At 70.7% G+C, this 18507-nt stretch carries 13 protein-coding genes and 1 pseudogene; 4 read left to right on the forward strand and 10 right to left on the reverse strand.

Translation table 11 applies throughout. From position 1 onward, the window contains the following. Positions 1-4: 4 nt before the first annotated feature. The 5 genes and pseudogenes from mmsB to ACHMXE_RS37315 form a co-directional block, all read right to left on the reverse strand. Entirely contained in the window at positions 5-1213 is a 1209-nt protein-coding gene (gene mmsB / locus ACHMXE_RS37295; RefSeq protein WP_395348791.1) for a multiple monosaccharide ABC transporter permease, read from the reverse strand. Continuing rightward, positions 1200-2768 carry an ATP-binding cassette domain-containing protein gene (locus ACHMXE_RS37300; RefSeq protein ID WP_395348792.1) on the reverse strand — a complete coding sequence of 523 codons (1569 nt, stop codon included), beginning with the start codon at positions 2766-2768 and terminating at the stop codon, positions 1200-1202. Before ACHMXE_RS37300 ends, mmsB begins: the two co-directional genes overlap by 14 nt. Further along, positions 2765-3838, reverse strand: coding sequence for a multiple monosaccharide ABC transporter substrate-binding protein (gene chvE / locus ACHMXE_RS37305; RefSeq protein ID WP_395348793.1), 1074 nt, complete (start codon positions 3836-3838; stop codon positions 2765-2767). The genes ACHMXE_RS37300 and chvE overlap by 4 nt, the downstream gene beginning before the upstream one ends. A gap of 9 nt (positions 3839-3847) precedes the next feature. Beyond that, positions 3848-4812 (reverse strand): annotated as a pseudogene (locus tag ACHMXE_RS37310) (ABC transporter substrate-binding protein). 60 nt (positions 4813-4872) lie between these two features. Further along, complete coding sequence (locus ACHMXE_RS37315; protein WP_395348794.1) at positions 4873-6339, reverse strand: aldehyde dehydrogenase family protein; 1467 nt, start codon at positions 6337-6339, stop codon at positions 4873-4875. 144 nt (positions 6340-6483) lie between these two features. Here ACHMXE_RS37315 and ACHMXE_RS37320 point away from each other — a divergent pair, with 144 nt between their 5' ends. Then, the gene (locus ACHMXE_RS37320) at positions 6484-7443 is read left to right on the forward strand and encodes a LysR family transcriptional regulator (protein ID WP_203204484.1); all 960 of its coding nucleotides are present in this window, start codon (positions 6484-6486) and stop codon (positions 7441-7443) included. 138 nt (positions 7444-7581) lie between these two features. On the opposite strand, the gene ACHMXE_RS37325 is transcribed toward ACHMXE_RS37320, so the two are convergent. Further along, positions 7582-8358: an SDR family NAD(P)-dependent oxidoreductase gene (locus tag ACHMXE_RS37325; protein ID WP_395348795.1), complete on the reverse strand. Its 777-nt coding sequence runs from the start codon at positions 8356-8358 to the stop codon at positions 7582-7584. Between the two features lie 150 nt (positions 8359-8508). On the opposite strand from ACHMXE_RS37325, the gene ACHMXE_RS37330 reads away from it, so the two are divergent. The 3 genes from ACHMXE_RS37330 to ACHMXE_RS37340 all read left to right on the forward strand — a co-directional run bounded on the left by ACHMXE_RS37330 (position 8509) and on the right by ACHMXE_RS37340 (position 11260). Next, positions 8509-9447, forward strand: coding sequence for an SMP-30/gluconolactonase/LRE family protein (locus tag ACHMXE_RS37330; RefSeq protein ID WP_395348796.1), 939 nt, complete (start codon positions 8509-8511; stop codon positions 9445-9447). Positions 9448-9535: 88 nt separating this feature from the next. Beyond that, positions 9536-10504, forward strand: a complete 969-nt coding sequence (locus ACHMXE_RS37335; protein WP_395348797.1) for a helix-turn-helix transcriptional regulator — start codon at positions 9536-9538, stop codon at positions 10502-10504. Between the two features lie 69 nt (positions 10505-10573). Next, entirely contained in the window at positions 10574-11260 is a 687-nt protein-coding gene (locus ACHMXE_RS37340) for a Crp/Fnr family transcriptional regulator (RefSeq protein WP_395348798.1), read from the forward strand. 141 nt (positions 11261-11401) lie between these two features. Here the strand turns inward: ACHMXE_RS37340 and ACHMXE_RS37345 are convergent, their stop codons facing one another. From ACHMXE_RS37345 to ACHMXE_RS37360, 4 genes are read right to left on the reverse strand one after another with little or no spacing between them, the layout of a single operon-like run. Next, positions 11402-12472 (reverse strand): aldose epimerase family protein, encoded by a 1071-nt coding sequence (locus tag ACHMXE_RS37345; protein WP_395348799.1) that lies wholly within the window; start codon positions 12470-12472, stop codon positions 11402-11404. Between the two features lie 37 nt (positions 12473-12509). After that, entirely contained in the window at positions 12510-13463 is a 954-nt protein-coding gene (locus tag ACHMXE_RS37350; protein ID WP_209546319.1) for a prolyl oligopeptidase family serine peptidase, read from the reverse strand. After that, entirely contained in the window at positions 13460-14611 is a 1152-nt protein-coding gene (locus ACHMXE_RS37355) for a Mur ligase family protein (protein ID WP_395352968.1), read from the reverse strand. Before ACHMXE_RS37355 ends, ACHMXE_RS37350 begins: the two co-directional genes overlap by 4 nt. Further along, complete coding sequence (locus ACHMXE_RS37360) at positions 14583-18308, reverse strand: CapA family protein (RefSeq protein ID WP_395348801.1); 3726 nt, start codon at positions 18306-18308, stop codon at positions 14583-14585. The genes ACHMXE_RS37355 and ACHMXE_RS37360 overlap by 29 nt, the downstream gene beginning before the upstream one ends. Between the last annotated feature and the right edge of the window lie 199 nt (positions 18309-18507).

Genomic DNA, 18507 nt, shown 5'->3' on the forward strand with positions numbered 1-18507 from the left:
AGGACTACTTGTTCTCGTTGTAGACGTCGATGAACACCGCCGCCAGCAGCACCAGCCCCTTGATCACCTGCTGGTAATCGATGCCGATGCCGAGGATCGACATGCCGTTGTTCATCACGCCCATGATGAAGGCGCCGATCACCGCGCCCATCACCTTGCCCACGCCGCCCGAGGCCGAGGCACCGCCGATGAAGCAGGCCGCGATCACGTCGAGCTCGAAGCCCAGGCCGGCCTTGGGCGTGGCGGTGTTGAGCCGGGCCGCGAACACCAGGCCCGCGAGCGCGGCCAGCGCGCCCATGTTCACGAAGGTCAGGAAGGCCAGGCGCTGCGTCTTCACGCCCGACAGCCGCGCCGCCTTCTCGTTGCCGCCCAGCGCATAGATGCGCCGGCCGATGGTGGTGCGGTTGGTGACGAAGTCGTAGGCCACGATCAGCACCGCCATCACGATCAGCACGTTGGGCAGGCCCTTGTAGGTGGCCAGCAGGTAGCTGAAGAACAGGATGATGGCCGCGAAGAACAGGTTCTTCACGAGGAAGAAGGCATAGGGCTCCTGCGCCATGCCGTGCGCGGCGAGCTTGGCGCGGCCGCGCAGCTTGAAGAACACCAGCGCCGCGGCCGCCAGCGCGCCCACGACCAGCGAGGTGGTGCGCAGCGCCGCGCCGCCGATCGGGTCGGGGATGAAGCCCGAGCTCAGGCGCTGGAAGGCCTCGGGAAACGGCCCCACCGACTGGCCGGCGAGCAGCGCCAGCGTGAGCCCCTTGAACACCAGCATGCCCGCGAGCGTGACGATGAACGAGGGGATCTTGCGGAAGGCCACGAACCAGCCCTGCGCCGCGCCGATGAGCGCGCCCGCGAGGATGCTCACGATGGCGGTCGGCACGAAATGCCATTCGTACTCCACCATCAGCACCGCCGCCAGCGCGCCGATGAAGCCGCAGACCGAACCCACCGACAGGTCGATGTGGCCGGCCACGATCACCAGCAGCATGCCCAGCGCCATGATCACCACGTAGCTGTTCTGCAGCAGCAGGTTCGTGAGGTTCAGCGGCCGCAGCAGGGTGCCGTCGGTCAGCACCTGGAACAGCACCATGATCGCGACCAGCGAGATCAGCATGCCGTATTCGCGCAGGTTGTTCTTGAGGAAGCCCGCGTGCAGGCCCCCGGGCTCGGCGGCCACGGCGGCGGTCACCGCCTGCGCTTCAGGCTGCGACATGGACCGTGCTCCCCGCGCGCACGATGGCGTGCATGATGCGTTCCTGCGTGGCCTCGGCGGCCGTGAATTCGGCGACGAAGCGCCCCTCGTTCATCACGTAAATGCGGTCGCACATGCCGAGCAGCTCCGGCAGTTCGGAAGAGATCATGAGAATGCCTTTGCCCTCGCGCGCGAGCCGGTCGATGATGGTGTAGATCTCGTACTTGGCGCCCACGTCGATGCCGCGCGTGGGCTCGTCGAGGATCAAGAGCTCGGGCTGCGTGAAGAGCCACTTGCTCAGCACCACCTTCTGCTGGTTGCCGCCCGAGAGGTTGACCACGGGCTGCTCGATGCCCGCGCAGCGGATGTTGAGCGCCTTGCGGTACTCGTTCGCCACCTGGAACTCGCGGCCCGGATCGATCACCAGGCCGTCGGCCACCGCGTCGAGGTTCGCGAGGCTCACGTTCTTGCGGATCTCCTCCTCGAGCACCAGGCCCAGGCCCTTGCGGTCCTCGGTCACGTAGGCGATGCCGTGGTCGATGGCCTTGCGCACCGTGCTCACGTCGACCGCCTTGCCGTGCATCAGCACCTCGCCGCTGATGCGCTGGCCATAGGAGCGGCCGAACACGCTCATCGCGAGCTCGGTGCGGCCCGCGCCCATCAGGCCCGCGATGCCGACGATCTCGCCCTGGCGCACGCGCAGGCTCACGCCGTGGATCTGCTCGCGGTCGGCATGCTGCGCATGGTGCACACGCCAGTCACGCAGCTCGAACACCGTCTCGCCGATCTTCGGCTCGCGCGGCGGATAGCGGTGCGCCATGTCGCGCCCCACCATGCCGCGCACGATGCGGTCCTCGCTAATCGGCTGGGCGCGGCAGTCCATGGTCTCGACCGTGGCGCCGTCGCGCAGCACCGTGATCGCATCGGCCACCTTGGCGATCTCGTTGAGCTTGTGCGAGATCAGGATCGAGGCGATGCCCTGGCGCTTGAGCTCGAGCAGCAGCCGCAGCAGCGCGTCGCTGTCGGTCTCGTTGAGGCTCGCGGTGGGCTCGTCGAGGATCAGCAGGCGCACCTCCTTCGCGAGCGCCTTGGCGATCTCCACCAGCTGCTGCTTGCCCACGCCGAGGTCGGTCACCAGCGTGGTCGGCGCTTCCTTCAGGCCGACCTTGGCGAGCAGCTCGCGCGTCCTCGCATAGGCCGCGAACCAGTCGACCACGCCGCCGCGCGCGATCTCGTTGCCGAGGAAGATGTTCTCGGCGATCGACAGCAGCGGCACCAGCGCCGAGCTCCTGGTGGATGATGATGATGCCGAGCTTCTCGCTGTCGGCGATGCCCCGGAAGCGGCGCGGCTCGCCCTCGAACAGGATCTCGCCGTCGTACGAGTCGCGGGGTAGACGCCGCTGAGCACCTTCATCAGCGTGGACTTGCCGGCGCCGTTCTCGCCCACCACCGCATGGATCTCGCCCGCGCGCACCGCGAGGTTGACGTTGCTCAGCGCCTTCACGCCCGGGAAGGTCTTGGTGATCCCGCGCATCTCGAGGATCGTGCCGCCGCCGAGGGCGTCGCGCTCGTTCACTTGACCTGGCTTTCCTTGTAGTAGCCGCTGTCGACCAGCACCTGCTTCCAGTTGCTGCCGTCGACGCTGACCGGCTTGAGCAGGTACGAAGGCACGACCTTGACGCCGTTGTTGTAGGTCTTGGTGTCGTTGACCTCGGGCGTCTTGCCCGAGAGCATGGCGTCGACCATCGCCACCGTGACCTTGGCGAGCTCGCGCGTGTCCTTGAACACGGTCGAGCTCTGTTCCTTGCGCAGGATCGATTTCACCGAGGGGATCTCGGCGTCCTGCCCCGACACCACCGGCATCGGCTGCGAGCCCGAGCCGTAGCCCACGCCCTTGAGCGAGGACAGGATGCCGATCGACAGGCCGTCGTAGGGCGAGAGCACCGCGTCGACGCGCTCCTTGGTATAGAAGGCCGACAGCAGGTTGTCCATGCGCGCCTGTGCCACCGCGCCGTCCCAGCGCAGGGTGCCGACCTTGTCCATCCCCATCTGCTTGCTGCGCACCACCAGCTTGCCGCTCTTGATGTAGGGCTCGAGCACCGACATCGCGCCGTTGTAGAAGAAGAAGGCGTTGTTGTCGTCGGGCGAGCCGCCGAACAGCTCGATGTTGAACGGCCCCTTGCCGGCCTTGAGGTCGAGCGCCTTCTCGATCGACTGCGCCTGCAGCACGCCGACCTGGAAGTTGTCGAAGGTGGCGTAGTAGTCGACGTTCTTCGAGCCCTTGATGAGCCGGTCGTAGGCGATCACCTTCACGCCCTTGTCGGCAGCCTTCTGCAGCACGTCGGACAGCGTGGTGCCGTCGATGGCCGCGATCACCAGCACCTTCGAGCCCTTCGTCACCATGTTCTCGACCTGCGCGAGCTGGTTCGGAATGTCGTCGTCGGCGTACTGCAGGTCGGTCTTGTACCCCTTCTCCTTGAAGTACTTGACCATGTTGGCGCCGTCGGCGATCCAGCGTGCCGAGGACTTGGTGGGCATCGAGATCGCGATCAGGCCCTTGTCCTGCGCCCGGGCCAGCGGCGCGATGCCGGCGGCGGCGAGCGCGAGGCCCGCGACGGCGGCCTTGAGGAAGTTGCTGCGCTTCATGGGCCGTCCTCAGTACTTGCGGCTCGGGAATTCCTGGCGGCCACTTCCATCGGGAAGATGCCCTCCTCGGTCACGATGCGCTTGGGCAGCGTCTTGCCGGCCTTGATGTCCTTCACCGCCTGCATCAGCTGCGGGCCCAGCAGCGGGCTGCATTCGACCGAGACGTTGAGCTTGCCGGCGATCATGGCCTCGAAGGCGCCCTTCACGCCGTCGATGGAGATGATCACGATGTCCTTCGCGGGCTTGAGTCCGGCCTCCTCGATGGCCTGGATGGCGCCGATCGCCATGTCGTCGTTGTGCGCGTAGAGCACGTTGATCTTCTTGCCCTCGGCCTTGAGGAAGGCTTCCATCACCTCCTTGCCCTTGGCGCGCGTGAAGTCGCCGGTCTGCGAGCGCACGATCTTGAACTTCGGGTCGGCCTTGATGATTTCCTCGAAGCCCTTCTTGCGGTCGATGGCGGGCGCCGAGCCCACCGTGCCCTGCAGCTCGACGATGTTGACCTCGCCCTTCTGGTCCTTCATCTTCTCGACCAGCCAGCGGCCGGCCTTGCGGCCCTCCTCAACGAAGTCCGAGCCCATGAAGGTCACGTAGAGCGTGTCGTCCTTGCTGTTGACGGAGCGGTCGGTCAGCACCACCGGGATCTTCGCGGCCTTCGCCTCGCGCAGCACCGTGTCCCAGCCCGACTCGACCACGGGCGAGAAGGCGATCACGTCGACCTTCTGCGCGATGTACGAGCGGATCGCCTTGATCTGGTTCTCCTGCTTCTGCTGCGCGTCGGAGAACTTGAGTTCGATGCCGGCCTCCTTGGCCGAGGCCTTGATCGACTCGGTGTTGGCGGTGCGCCATTCGCTTTCGGCGCCGACCTGCGCGAAGCCCAGCACGAGCTTCTTCTGCGCGAGGACGGAAGCCGGCAGCAGACCGCCGAGGGCGGCGGCGGCGAGCGCGGCGTTGAGGGTGCGGCGGTTCATGGTCATGGGTCGTCTCCTGTTGTGGATGGGGGCTGCTTGTCGGAAACCGGGGGACCTGGGTGCGGGTCAGGCCAGCATGTAGCCGGTCTTGACCTGCGTGTAGAACTCGGCGGCATGGCGTCCCTGCTCGCGCGGGCCGTAGCCCGAGCCCTTGCGGCCGCCGAAGGGCACGTGGAAGTCCACGCCCGCGGTCGGCAGGTTGACCATGGTCATGCCTACCTCGGCATGGCGCCTGAAATGCATCGCGTGCTTCAGCGAGTTGGTGCAGATGCCGGCGCACAGGCCGAAGGGCGTGTCGTTGCACAGTGCGAGCGCATGCTCGTAGTCGGTGGCGCGCAGCACGCAGGCGAGCGGGCCGAAGATCTCCTCGCGCGCGATGCGGTGGCCGGGCTCGGCCAGGAACAGCGCCGGGCTCATGTAGTGGCCGGTGGTGGCGCGCTCGAGCGCTTCGCCGCCCCACACATGTTCGGCGCCCTCGGCACGCGCGATCTCGACCCAGGCGAGGTGGCCCGCGAGCCGCTCGGCGTCGGCCACCGGGCCGATCTCCACGCCGCGCTCGAGCGCATGGCCCACGCGCAGCGCCTTGAGCCGCTCGCGCAGCCGCGCCACGAAGGCGTCGTGCACCGCGGCCTCGACGATCAGCCGGCTCGAGGCGGTGCAGCGCTGGCCGGCCGAGAAGTAGGCGCCCTGCACCGCGCAGTCGACCGCGCGCTCGAGATCGGCATCGGCCAGCACCACCAGCGCGTTCTTGCCGCCCATCTCGAGCTGCACCCGGGCCCGGCGCGCGGTGGCGCCGCGCAGCACGCGCTCGCCGACGGCGGCCGAGCCGGTGAAGCTCAGCGCGTCGACGTGCGGGCTGTCGACCAGCGCCTGGCCGACCTCGCGGCCGCTGCCCATCACGAGGTTGAACACGCCCGCGGGCAGCGCGGCGCGGCTGATGATCTCGGCCAGCGCCCAGCCGCAGGCCGGCACCCGCTCGGCCGGCTTGAACACCACGCTGTTGCCGTGCGCGAGCGCGGGCGCGATCTTCCAGGCCGGCACCGCGAAGGGCGCGTTCCACGGCGCGATCAGGCCGACCACGCCGAGCGGCTCGCGCGTGACGTCGACCTGCACGCCCGCGCGCGCCGAGGCGAGGCTCTCGCCACCGCCGGCGCCCGCGCCGCCGCGGAAGGCCTCGCCCGCGAAGAACTTGAACACCTGGCCCGCGCGCGCCACTTCGGCCACGGCCTCGGGCAGCACCTTGCCCTCCTCGCGCGCCAGCAGCAGGCCCAGCTCGTCCTTGCGCGCCAGCAGCTCGGCGCCGATGCGGTCGAGCACGTCGGCGCGGCGCTGCGGCGTGCTGTGGCTCCAGTGGGGGAAGGCGTCGGAGGCGGCGCGGATCGCCGCGTCGGTCTGGCGGCGGTCGGCCCGTGCGTACTCGGCCACCACTTCGCTGGTGTCGGAGGGATTGGTGCTCACACCGGTGGTCGCGCTGGTTTCCCAGCGGCCGTTGATGTACTGCCGCACGTTCTGATGGATCTCGCCGTGGAACACCGTGGCGCCGACCTTGTCTCTGTTGTTGTAGGGGTGGGCGGCAGTCTAGGAATGAAACGGATATCGATCCAATCATTTTTTCGACAAAATGAATATCGATCGAGACATTCTGGAAAACCCGGCGAACCGAGGTTCTCAACCTTCATGACGAACTACACCCATTGGTTTATCCGCGCGCGGCTCAAGACGCGCCAGCTGCTGCTTTTGGTGGCGCTGGCCGAGGAAGGCAACATCCACCGCGCCGCGCAGGTGCTCAACATGACGCAGCCGGCGGCCTCCAAGCTGCTCAAGGACCTGGAGGACGTGCTCGAGGTGCCGCTGTTCGAACGGCTGCCGCGCGGCATGCGGCCCACCTGGTACGGCGAGACCATGATCCGCCACGCGCGGGTCGCCCTCGCGAGCCTGAACCAGGCGCACGACGAGCTCACCGCGCTCAAGGCCGGCCGCTTCGGCCAGGTGAACGTGGGCGCGATCACCGCGCCCGGCCTCACGCTGCTGCCGCCCGCGGTGGCGATGGTCAAGCGCGAGCAGCCCCAGCTGCGGGTCTCGCTCGAGATCGAGACCAGCCCGGTGCTGATCGAGCGGCTCGAGCAGGGCAAGCTCGACATCCTGGTGGCGCGGCTGTTCGCCGAGCACGACAAGTCGCAGCTGCGCTACGAGGCGCTGACCGAGGAGCCGGTGTGCGCGCTGGTGCGCCCTGGCCATCCGCTGCTGGGCGTGAGCGGCCTCACGCTGCGCGACGTGGTCGGCGAGGGCTGGATCGTGCCGCCGGCCGGCAGCGTGCTGCGGCACCGCTTCGAGCTGATGTTCCAGGAGGAGGGACTGCAGCCGCCGATCAACACCATCGAGAGCTCGGCGCTGCTGTTCATCACGCGCATGCTGCAGCAGAGCGACATGGTGGCGGTGCTGGCGACCGACGTGGCGCGCTACTACGCATCGCACGGCATCGTGTCGCTGCTGCCGCTGGACATGCCCTGCCACATGGACGCCTTCGGCATCATCACGCGCACCGACCGGCTGCTGTCGCCGGCGGCCAAGGTGATGATGAAGGCGCTGAAGACGGCGAGCCTGAGCGTCTACGGGCGCAAGCTGGAGATCGACTGAATTCGGGAGCGGGCAGCCGGACGCGAAGAACGCGAAGGTTTCGCGAAGTACGCAAAAGAGACCTCAAAAAATTTGGTATTCCTTTCGCGCCCTTCGCGAAACCTTCGCGTCCTCTGCGTCCGGCTGTTCGGCTGTCTCTCAGGTCCACCCAGCATCCACGGTGAACTCCTGCGCCGTGCACATCCGCGCATCGTCCGAGGCCAGGAACAGCACCATGCGCGCGATGTCCTCGGGCATGAGCTTGTCGGGCAGGCACTGGTTGCGCTTGAGGGCCTGCTCGCCCTCGGCGTCGAGCCACAGCGCGACCTGGCGCTCGGTCATCACCCAGCCGGGCGAGACGGTGTTGATGCGGATGCGGTCGCGGCCCAGCTCCACCGCGAGGCCGCGCGTGAGGCCGTTGACCGAGGACTTGGCGATCGCGTAGCAGGGATAGCCCGAGCCCTTGGTCTGCCAGCCGGTGGAGCCGAGATTGACGATCGAGCCCGCGCCCAGGCGCTTCATGCCCGGCACCACCGACTGGATCGCGAACAGCGCGGGGCGCTCGTTGATCGCCATGCGGTTGTCGTAGTAGTCGGGCGTGACCGACTCGAGCGTGTGGCGGTCGTCGCTCGCGACGTTGTTGACCAGCACCGCGAAGTCGCCGAGCTCGGTGGCCGCGTCGGCGATGGCGGCCTGCAGCGCGCCGATGTCGCGCACGTCGCAGGCGCGCCACCAGGGCGCCGTGTGGCCGGCCTGCGCGATGCGCTGCGCGAGCTCGGCGCTGGCGGCTTCGGCGATGTCGACGAAGGCCACCCGGGCCCCCTGCGCGGCGAAGGCCGACACGATGGCCGCGCCGATGCCGCTGCCGCCGCCCGTGACGAACACGGTGCGGCCCGAGAGGCTGGGGTGGATGGCGAGGGAGGAGGAAGCGGTCAAGGAGGTCTCCGGACGGGGTGGTCTTGATGCATTGCAAATTGCATATCAATGCATGCACATATTTTTAATTTCCGTTATCAATATGCCTTGATACGATCCGCGGCGTCAAGAAGACCCGCCACGAGGCACACAAGAAAGAAGGCACGCGCCATGACCGCCGCAGAGACAAGCCCCCTCCCCGCGCCGACGATCCTCGGCACGCCCGAATGCATCTGGGATGCCGGCGCCAACCTCGGCGAAGGCACGCTGTGGTCGCCGCGCGAGCAGGCGCTCTACTGGATCGACATCCTCACGCCGCGGCTGTTCCGCTTCGACCCCGCGAGCGGCGAGCGCCGGACCTGGCGCTTCGCCGAGGAGATCACCGCGATCGCCGAGCGCGCCGCCGCCCCGGGCCTGGTGATCACGCTGCGCCGCGGCTTCGCCTTCTTCGATCCCGCGACGGCACCCGAGAGCGAGACCGCCGCGCCCGCCTACCTGCACCAGCCCGAGCCCGAGCGCGCGGGCAACCGCTTCAACGACGGCAAGTGCGATGCGCGCGGCCGCTTCTGGGGCGGCAGCATGGACTTCGACTGCCGGGCGCCCACCGGCGCGCTCTACCGCTTCGACGGCGACGGCCGCTGCAGCCGGCACGACGACGGCTTCGAGGTCACGAACGGGCCGACCTGGTCGGCCGACGGACGCACCCTGTACTTCAACAACACGGTGCTCAACCACCTCTACGCCTACGACTTCGACATGGACGCCGGCACGGTGGCGAACCGTCGCCTCTGGCACCGCTTCCCCGCGACCGACGGCCTGCCCGACGGCATGACCACCGACGCGGCCGGCCGGCTGTGGATCGCGCACTGGGACGGCGCCTGCGTGAGCTGCCACGACCCGGTGAGCGCGCGGGAACTCGCGCGCATCGCGCTGCCCGCGGGCAACGTCACCGACTGCGCCTTCGGCGGGCCCGACCTGCGCACGCTCTACATCTCGACCGCGCGCAACGGCCGCTCCGAAGCGCAGCTCGCCGCCGAACCGCTGGCCGGCGGCCTGTTCGCGGTGCGCATCGACGGCCCCGGTGCACCGGCGGGCCTGTACGCAGGCTGACCCGACCCCGCGCGCTCCGGGGGCACCGGAAATCGCCACGCCGGCGACGCGAAGCCGCCGGACAATCCGCCGCATCGCTCCGACGGCCATGCTGCACTTCACGACCGACGACCTCCGCCCGCAGGACCGCTTCGACCATTGGTGCGAGGTGCGCGGCAAGCATCTGTTCGGCGTCACCATCGAGGTGCCGCGCGAGCGGCGCACGGCCTTCGAAGGGCATTTCCTCTCCACGCCGGTCGGCGATGCCGGCATCGCCGCCAGCGTCTCCGAGCTGCGCGCCTCCTCCTACCGCGTGAGCCGCACGCGCGCCGACATCGCGCGCGTCGCGGGCCAGAGCCTGTGCATCGGCCTGCAGGTGCGCGGTCCCGGCTGGGTCAGCAGCGGCCGCGACGAAGGCCGGCCGGTGCGCGAGGGCGACCTCGTGGTCCACCATGCCGACCTGCCCTTCGATGCCACGCCGATGCGCGGCGACGGCTTCGACTTCCGCTCGCTGCGCATACCGCTGGTGCCCGGCATGCTGCTCGGCGCGCGCGCCGACGACCTGTTCGCGGCGCCGCTGGCGCGCACGGCCGCCTTCGCGCGGCCGCTGCTGGCGCTGTTCCGCGCGCTCACGACGAGGCCGGGCGAACTCGCGAACGCCGGGGCCGAGGTGGTGAATGCCGTGCGGCTGACGCTGCTGGCGCGTGGCCGCCTGGCGCCGGGCCTGCCCGAGAGCCGCGCCGCGCTGCGCTCGGGCCTGCTGCACGCGGCGCGCGAGATCCTGCAGCGCGACCTGCGCCGGCCCGAGCTCTCGCCCTCGAACGTCGCGCGCGAACTGGGCATCTCGCTGCGCCAGGTGCACGTGCTGTTCGAGCCCACCGGCCACAGCTTCGCGCGCACGCTCACCGCGCTGCGGCTCGCCGATGCCTCGCGGCAGCTGGCCGTGGCGCCGGAGCGCTCGGTCACCGACATCGCCTACCGCAGCGGCTTCGACAGCCTCGCGACCTTCTACCGCGCCTTCCGCGCCGCCTATGCGATGACGCCGGGCGACGCGCGGGCGCTGGCCGGCCCCTCCTGAGCATTTCGCCGCCGGCCGCCTGCGCGCAATGAGAAGACGCCGCCGTCGCACTCGCCAATCATCGCGCCCATGTACCTGCATCCCCTCACGGCCGGCCTTCCGATGACGGAACGGGAATGGCTGACCCGGCACAGCGAGCTGCGCTACTTCCGGCGCAACGAGACCGTGCTCGAGGCCCACGAAGAGACCGACCGCGTCTACTGCGTGGCGACCGGGCTGCTGCGCGTGGTGGCGCGCGGCCGCACGCCGGCCGCCGACTTCACGAGCGAGTTCATCCGCGCCGACGACTTCTTCTTCGACCTCGGGCTGCAGCAGGATCGCTACCGCTCGACGCAGGCGCTGGTCGCCGCGCTGCCCGCGTCGGTGCACCTGGTGTCGGTGGCCGCGCTGCGCGAGCTGTGCGAGCGCCGGCCCGAGATCGCGCTGCGCCTGCTGGGCCTGGTGGCGAAGCGGCAGGCCCTGCTGCGCGGACGGCTGCGGCGCGTCTCCACGCTGTCGTCGGGTGCGCTGGTGGGCCACGTGCTGCACCAGCTCACGCAGCTGGCGCCGGTGCATGCGGGCGGCTTCGACAAGCGCATCTCGCAGTCGATGATCGCCTCGTACTCGGGGCTGTCGCGCGAGGTGGTCAACAAGACCATGCGCGCCATGGAGCAGCGCGGCCTGCTGCGGCGCGATGCGCAGGCCGTGCACGTGCCCGAGGATTTCGCGCAGACGGACTTCGGCACGCTGCCCGACGACCGGCTGTCGACGGCCTGACAAGGTATGAATAAACCTGCTGCGCGCCCCGATCTCGCACCTGCGGTCCTCACCGTACAGAGTACGGCTGCGGTCCTCGGCGCGACCTCGGGGCGCTCGCTACGGTTTCTTCACACCTTGTGAGCCCGGCGCCGGGCTTCGTCAGGCGATGCCGAAGCGGTGCTCGGTCACGCCGCGGAACACCTCGCCGGGCCGCAGCACCGTGGAGGGGAATTCCGGCCGGTTCGGCGAATCGGGAAAGTGCTGCGTCTCCAGGCACAGGCCGTCGCCCTGGCGGATCGCCGCGCCGCCGCTGCCCAGCAGGCTGCCGTCGAGGAAGTTGCCCGAATAGAACTGCACTCCGGGCTCGGTGGTGTGCACTTCCATCGTGCGGCCCGAGGCCTCGTGCGCCAGCCGCGCGGCCAGCGCGAGGCCGTCGCGTTCCTGCGCGCGGTCGAGCACCCAGTTGTGGTCGTAGCCGCGTGCGATCAGCATCTGCGCATGGCCGTCGCGGATGCGCTCGCCGATGGCCATCGGCTGCCGGAAGTCGAAGGGCGTGCCCGCCACCTCGGCCAGCCCGGTCGGGATCAGCGTGGCATCGACCGGGCAGTAGCGGCTGGCCGGCAGCGTGAGCCGGTGCCCCATCACGCTGCCTTCTCCCGCGAGGTTGAAGTAGTCGTGGTGGCTCAGGTTCAGCACCGTCGGCCGGTCGGTTTCGGCGCGGTAGACGATGCGCCAGGTGTTGGCCGCGGTGCTCAGTTCGTAGCGCACCGCGAGCCGCAGCTCGCCCGGATAGCCCTCGTCGCCATGCGCGCTGACATGGCGCAGCTCGATGCCGATGCGCCCGGGCTCGTTCGGCAGCGCGTAGATGCTCCAGAAGCGCTTGCCGAAGCCCTGCGGACCGCCGTGCAGCGCGTTCGGCCCGTCGTTGAGCGCGAGCTGGTGCGCCTGGCCGTCGAGCTCGAAGCGCCCGGCGGCGATGCGGTTGGCGAAGCGGCCGACGATGGTGCCCAGGTGCGGATGCGGCCCGAGGTAGGCCGCGAGGTCGGGCAGGCCCAGCACCACGTTGGCGGCGCGGCCCTGGCGGTCGGGCACCAGCAGCGCGGTGACGATGCCGCCGAGGTTGATCGCCTGCAGCCGCAGGCCGAGGCCATTGTCGAGCGTGTACTCGATGACGGGCCGGCCGTCGGGCATGCGGCCGTAGCTGCGCTGGGAGATCCTCGGTTCGCTCATGGAATGACGTCGGGTGTGGATGGAACGGGCCCGGCCCTCAGCGCTCGGTACCGCGCGGCCCCGGGTACATGGCTTCGCGCGCGCAGGCCGCGGCGGCATTCGGCCCCGCGCGGTCCTTGAGGTCGTGGAAGTCGGGCGGCTCGGCGGCCGCGGTGCGGATCTCGACGCGATGGCCGGCGCGCTGCAGCGCCTCGGCGAAGCGCTCCTGCAGCGCGAAGGGCGTGTTCTCGTCCTCGCGATTGCCGATCAGCACGATGCGGCGCGCCGGATCGGGCACCACGCCGTCGACATGGTCGAGCGGGTCGTAGAAGCGCGTGCTGCCGGTGGTGTCGGTGCGGCCGTCGCGCGAACGCCCGAGCAGGCGCGCGCGCTCGAGCAGGCCATAGGCGCCCGAGGTCAGCACCGCGCAGGCCACGCGCGTGCGGCCCATGGTGAGCAGCGCCGCGCCCGCGGTGGCGCCGCCGCTGTGGCCGAGGATGACCAGGCGCTGGATGCGGTGGCGCTGCATCAGCGCGTCGAGTGCGGCATCGAGCGCATGGAACTCCACCGGCTGGCGCCGCTGGCGGTGGTTGCCCGAGGAACCGTAGGTGCCGGGCCGCGCGACGAAGATCCAGGGCACGCCGGCGCGGTCGCGGTTGCGCTGCGCGTCGGTGGTGCGCAGCGCCTCGGTGTTGCCCGAGATGCGCGTGGGCGGCTGGTCCATCACGGCGTCGCGGTCGCCCGAGAACTGCACGATGGCGACGCGCGCGCCCTCGATGTCGCTGCTCGCGAAATAGCGGATGCAGGCCGGCCCCTCGACCGGCTGCACCCAGAGGAAGCCGAAGCGGTCCTCGGGGCAGTTCTCGCGCACCGCGGGTTGGTTCCAGTGCAGCACCTCGTCGCCGATGACGCGGATCGCGGGCGGACGGATCTCGGCGCGCTGCGCGCAGGCCGCCTGCACCAGCGCCACGGCGAGCGCGCACAGCAGCACGGAGGTCGAGCGCAGGTTCATAGCTTGCGCAGCAGTTCGGGAATCTCGCCGAAGTCCGAGCGGTCGCGGTCGCCCTTCACCAGCAGCAGGTCGCCGTCGCGCAGGAAGGCGCCGAGGTAGCCGGCGGCGTCGGCCGCGTTCTCGAAGTGCGGGCCCAGCATCGAGGTCGGCATCTCCTCGCGCAGCCAGCGCATCTCCTGGCCGTGCGTCACGACGTGCTCGATGCCCGAGTCCAGCAGCGGCGCCGCGAGGCTGCGGTGCATCGCCTCGGCCGCATGGTCGAGGTTGACGATGCGGCCCAGCATGGCGATGCGGCGCGCGACCGGCGCGGCGCCATTGCCGCCAACGCCCGCACGGCCGTAGTCGCGCACGAAAGCCATCGCATTGCGCATCGACATCACCTCGGCGTTCCAGCTGTCGTCGACCAGCGTGGCCTGCACGCCGCCTTCGGTGCGCAGCGCCTGCACGTGCATCACCGAGGCCGGCAGCCGCACGCCGGGCATGCGCGCGCAGGCGGCCTCGGGGTCGAAGCCCATCGCGACCAGCGCCGCGAACGAGAGCGTGGAGTTGCGCACCAGCCCCTCGCTCGCGACCGGGAACAGGTAGGAATGGGTGCGCCCGCGCAACGCGATGCGCACGCGGCAGCCATGGCCCTCGGGCTCGGTGCCGAGCACGCGCACGTCGGCCTGCGGTCCGCGGCCCACCACCCAGACCGCGCCCGCGGTGCGCGCGGCGGCCTGCACCGTCTGCAGCAGGCAGGGGATGTGGTCGGGCACGATGGCCACGCCGCCGGGCTCCAGGCCGAGGAAAATGCGCGACTTGTACTCGGCCGTCTGCTCCACGCTCACGGCCTGCCGGGTCTGCGACAGGCCGATCTCGGTGACGATCGCCACGTGCGGGCGCGCCATCAGCGAGATCGGGCCGCGGTCCATCCACAGCGAGCTCTGCGCCATCTCGAGGATGCAGACGTCGACGTCGGGCCCGAGGCTGGCCAGCATCGCCGGCACGCCGACGCGCGAGTTGTAGTTGTCGATGGTGGTGTGCACGCGCGCCTGCGCGGGCAGCAGGTCGCGCAGGATCGAGATGGTGGAGGACTTGCCCACGGTGCCGGTCACGCCGACCAGCAGGCCGCGGTAGCGCTCACGCGCGGCGGCGCCCAGCCGCAGCATGGCGCGGATCGGGTCCTCGACGCGCAGCAGCGGGAAGTCGCTCGCGAGGCCCTCGACCGGGTGCTGCACGATCGCGCCCGCGAGCTGGTCCTGCAGGCCGGGCAGCAGCAGGTGGCGGTCCCAGTTGACCGTGCTGCGCGGCCGGCTGTAGCGCTCGTGCGCGGCCAGGGTCTGGTAGTCGGAGGCGATGAACAGCGCCGGCGCCGGCAGCAGCGCCATGTGCTTCGGCCCGCGCACCACCGAGCGCGCGAGCCAGCCGGGCGGCGGCTCGACCAGCCATTCGCCGCGCGTGATGCGCTGCAGCGCCTCGGCGGTCCACACCGGCTCCGGCGTGGCCGAGGCGCCGGGGCGCAGCGCGAACAGCACGGGCGCGGGCCGCTCGGGGCAGCGGCAGCGCCACCTGCGAGGCGCGCAGCCCGCACCACACGGGCAGGCGCTGCGCCGGCCATTCGGGCGCGGGCACGGTCTCCTCGGTCTCCTCGCCCAGGCGCGCGGGCCGGGCGCTGCCGACCACCCGCACCTCGATCTGCAGCACGTCGCTGCGCAGCAGGCTGCTCGCGGGCGGCCGCAGTCCGTAGCGGTCGCGGTGGATGCGCCCGGGCTGCCAGCGGCTGGTGGGCCACATCCAGTCGCAGGGATCGTGGTCCATGCTCTCGCCCCAGGGCGGCATCTGCGTGCTGCGCATCGGCATGGCGCGGAACTGCACGCGCAGGTCGTCGGTCACGGGTTCGACCGCGCGCCAGAACGACTCGATCCACAGCATGCGGCGGCCCGAGATCTGCGTCGGCGCGCAGCGGATGCCCAGCAGCTCGAGCGGGCCGAAGCGGATGGGTGCGAAGTGGCGCGTATCGGGCGGCAGCACGTCGACCAGCCATTCGGGCCGCGGCGCGAGCAGCGGCGCGACGCGCGCGAACGCCGGCTCGGGCAGCGCCGGCGCATCGGCGGCCAGGCGCGAGGCGCGCTCGGGTGGCGCCAGCGCCAGCGTGCAGCGGCCCTCGGGCAGCACCGCCATGCGGGTGCCCAGCGCCTCGCACTGGCGCGCGAAGCGCGCGGCCGCGCCGCGCGCGCGCTCGTTCGCGTACTGGCGCGAGCGGCCGAAGCCCACGCCGATCGGCGTGAAGCTCAGCTGCTCGACGCCGCGCGGGCTCAGCGCGAGCGTGAACACGCCCGCGTCGACGAAGTCGCTGCGCACCGCCTCGAACAGCAGGTCGCCCGCGTCGTGCACGATCGGCCGGCCGCGGTAGACCTCGACGCCCTGCAGCACGTGCGCCGAGGTGCCGAGCACCGCATCGGCGCCGGCATCGACGATCGCATGGCCAACCGCGACCTCGGCCTCGGAGGGTTCGGTCTCGAGGTTGTCGCCCCAGTGCACCGCCACCAGCACCACGTCGGCCGACTCGCGCGCCTTCTCGATGCGCGGCGCGAGCAGCGCGGTCCAGGCCGCGGGCTCGTCGAGCGGCAGGTAGGCGGCGCCGGGCTTGTCGGTGCCGGCCGCGAACTGGGGCTGGGTGGCGTCGAGCGAGAACAGCGCGACGCGCACGCCGCCGGCCAGCGCGAAGGCCGGGCGCAGCGCGGCCTCGAGGTCGCGGCCGGTGCCGGCCCAGGCGATGCCCGCGGCCTGCAGGTGCCACTGCTGTTCCATCAGCGCGCCCGGGCCGTAGTCGCCGCTGTGGTTGTTGGCGGTGGCGACGATGCCGATGCGCGCGGTGGTCAGCACGTCGAGCATCTCGGGCCGCGCGCGGAAGTAGTAGGAGCCTGCCTCGCCCTTGTCCACGCCCTGCTCGCCGGTGGTGGCGACCACGCACTCGAGGTTGACGATGCGCAGGTCGGCCTCGCGCAGCGCGGGGATGCCGCTGAGCATGCGGCGCGCGCCGCCGAGCTCGAGGCGTCGGTAGTGCAGGCGGCGGCCGAGGTTCACGTCGCCGCCGAAGGCGACGGTGCCGGTGCGCGTCGCGGGCGCCTCGGCCGGCGCCTGCGCCTCGGCCTGCGGCGCGGACGGCGCGGCGGTCTCGCCGCCCTCGCGCGCCTTCAGCAACCGGTGGTAGGCGACATAGCCCGACAGGTAGTGCTCCACGTCGTCGATGCGCACGCGGAAGCTGTGGTGCTTGATGAAGAACGAGCCCGCGATGCGGTCGGGATGGCGGAAGAACATCGCGAGCTCGGGCCAGAAGTGGCCGTTCGCGAGGTAGCGCGCGCGGTGCTCGAGCGCGCGCTCGAACTTGTCGCGGTCCAGGCCCTCGAGCAGGTGGCGCAGCTCGGGATCGGCCTCGATGCGCAGCACCATCTCGCGCGCGGCCATCATGAGCTCGAGCAGGGTCGGAAAGGTGGTGATGCGCTCGAGCACGAAGTCGAGGTAGTCGGCCACGTTGCGCAGCCCGAACTCGTAGTAGCGCAGCGCGGGCCGGTGGCGCGTGAGCTCGTTGACGCAGTAGCTGAGCCAGTGGTCGTGCGCGCGCCAGTGCTCGGCGGCGATGAAGTGGTCGAAGGCCTTCTCGACCATCGCGAGCCAGCGCGGATCGCGCGTGAGGCCGTAGAGCCGCATCAGCCCGAACGCGGCCTCGCCGTCGTAATAGATGACGCGGAAGGCGTCCTTCACCGCGAGGCTGGGCCGGTGCAGCACGTGCACGAAGCGGCCGGTCTCGGGGTCCTGCATGTGGCGGATGCCGAGCGCGAGCTGCTCGAGCAGCGGCAGGAAGCGGCGGTCGCCGGTCAGTTCGGTGTACTTGACGAAGGCCAGCAGGCAGACCGCGTTGCCGCCGAGCTTGACCTCGTGCGCCACGTCGACCAGGAAGGCCGCGCTGCCGCCGTCGGGCAGCACCGCGGGCCGGATCAGCGAGCCCGCGAGAAAGGCCAGCGAGCGGTCGATGGCCTCCTTCTGCGCCGTGTCGCGCGTGAGCTCCCAGGCCTCGAGCAGCGCATAGGTCGAACTCGCGTGGCGCAGCGTGTTGTAGGTCGGGATGGCGCGGTCGAAGCAGGGGAACCAGCCGTAGTGGAACTCGCCCGTGGGCTTGACCTGCGCGGCCAGGTAGCGGCTCGCGTCCTCGACCATGCGGCGCACCGGCGCGGCGCCCCAGTCGTCGAGGCGGCGCAGCTGCGCCTCCTGGCCCTCGGGAACGATCGGCCAGGCGCCCTCGGCATCGACGTAGACGGCGCGCGTGGTGAAGCACCACACGGGCGCGGCGTCGTCGTCGGGAAAGTCGAGCTCCTTGCCGAAGCGGCGCCGGGTGTGCAGCCGCAGGTTGCCGGGATTGGGCTGGCAGTGGTCCACGCTGCCGTCGTAGAAGACCGCGCTGCCGTTGGCCTCGGGCGCGAGCAGCGCGAACTCGAAGCGGCTGTCGAAGGACACGCCCTGCTGGAAGTAGTTGCGCCGCGTCTTCGCGAGCAGTTCCTTGAACTCGCCCCAGTGCATCGGCAGCACGTGCTCGACCAGTTCCGCGCGCAGCCGCTGCGGCGGCCGTTCGCCGCGCTGCGCGGCATCGGCCAGCGCCTCGGCCGCTTCCTCCCAGGCCTGCGCGGCATCGGCGCCGCGGCCCGAGACCACGCGGGCGCGGCTGCCGCCTTCGCCGATCGCGAGGAACACCACGCTGCCGGTGACCGGCGTGGCCGGTGGCAGCGCGGGCAGCACGCCCTCGGGACCGGCCAGTGCCTGCCTGGCGCGGTTCAGGAGTTCGGCGAGAGAGAGGGTCGGGTCGGGCATGCAAGAAAGGAGGAAGACCCCGCCAGCGGCAGGCCGCGCGCATCGTACCCGCGCGCCGGCGTTTCGCGCTGACCGGAGGCTGACAGGTACAGGCGACAGTGCCTCGACGATTGATGCGGGCCGCATCACGAACCGTTCGGGCTGAGCTGGTCGAAGCCTTGCGCACGGCTTCGACGAGCTCAGCCCGAACGGAGGGGGG

The sequence above is a fragment of the Variovorax sp. UC122_21 genome, assembly GCF_044056785.1.
GTDB lineage: Bacteria > Pseudomonadota > Gammaproteobacteria > Burkholderiales > Burkholderiaceae_C > Variovorax.

Excerpts from the sequence above, each read along its gene's own strand:
- mmsB (WP_395348791.1), bottom strand. The coding sequence starts at position 1,213 with ATGTCGCAGCCTGAAGCGCAGGCGGTGACCGCCGCCGTGGCCGCCGAG.
- chvE (WP_395348793.1), bottom strand. The coding sequence starts at position 3,838 with ATGAAGCGCAGCAACTTCCTCAAGGCCGCCGTCGCGGGCCTCGCGCTC.
- ACHMXE_RS37320 (WP_203204484.1), top strand. The coding sequence starts at position 6,484 with ATGACGAACTACACCCATTGGTTTATCCGCGCGCGGCTCAAGACGCGC.
- ACHMXE_RS37330 (WP_395348796.1), top strand. The coding sequence starts at position 8,509 with ATGACCGCCGCAGAGACAAGCCCCCTCCCCGCGCCGACGATCCTCGGC.
- ACHMXE_RS37335 (WP_395348797.1), top strand. The coding sequence starts at position 9,536 with ATGCTGCACTTCACGACCGACGACCTCCGCCCGCAGGACCGCTTCGAC.
- ACHMXE_RS37340 (WP_395348798.1), top strand. The coding sequence starts at position 10,574 with ATGTACCTGCATCCCCTCACGGCCGGCCTTCCGATGACGGAACGGGAA.
- ACHMXE_RS37345 (WP_395348799.1), bottom strand. The coding sequence starts at position 12,472 with ATGAGCGAACCGAGGATCTCCCAGCGCAGCTACGGCCGCATGCCCGAC.
- ACHMXE_RS37350 (WP_209546319.1), bottom strand. The coding sequence starts at position 13,463 with ATGAACCTGCGCTCGACCTCCGTGCTGCTGTGCGCGCTCGCCGTGGCG.
- ACHMXE_RS37355 (WP_395352968.1), bottom strand. The coding sequence starts at position 14,611 with ATGCTGCGGCTGGGCGCCGCCGCGCGTGAGCGCTACCGCGGCCTGCTG.
- ACHMXE_RS37360 (WP_395348801.1), bottom strand. The coding sequence starts at position 18,308 with ATGCCCGACCCGACCCTCTCTCTCGCCGAACTCCTGAACCGCGCCAGG.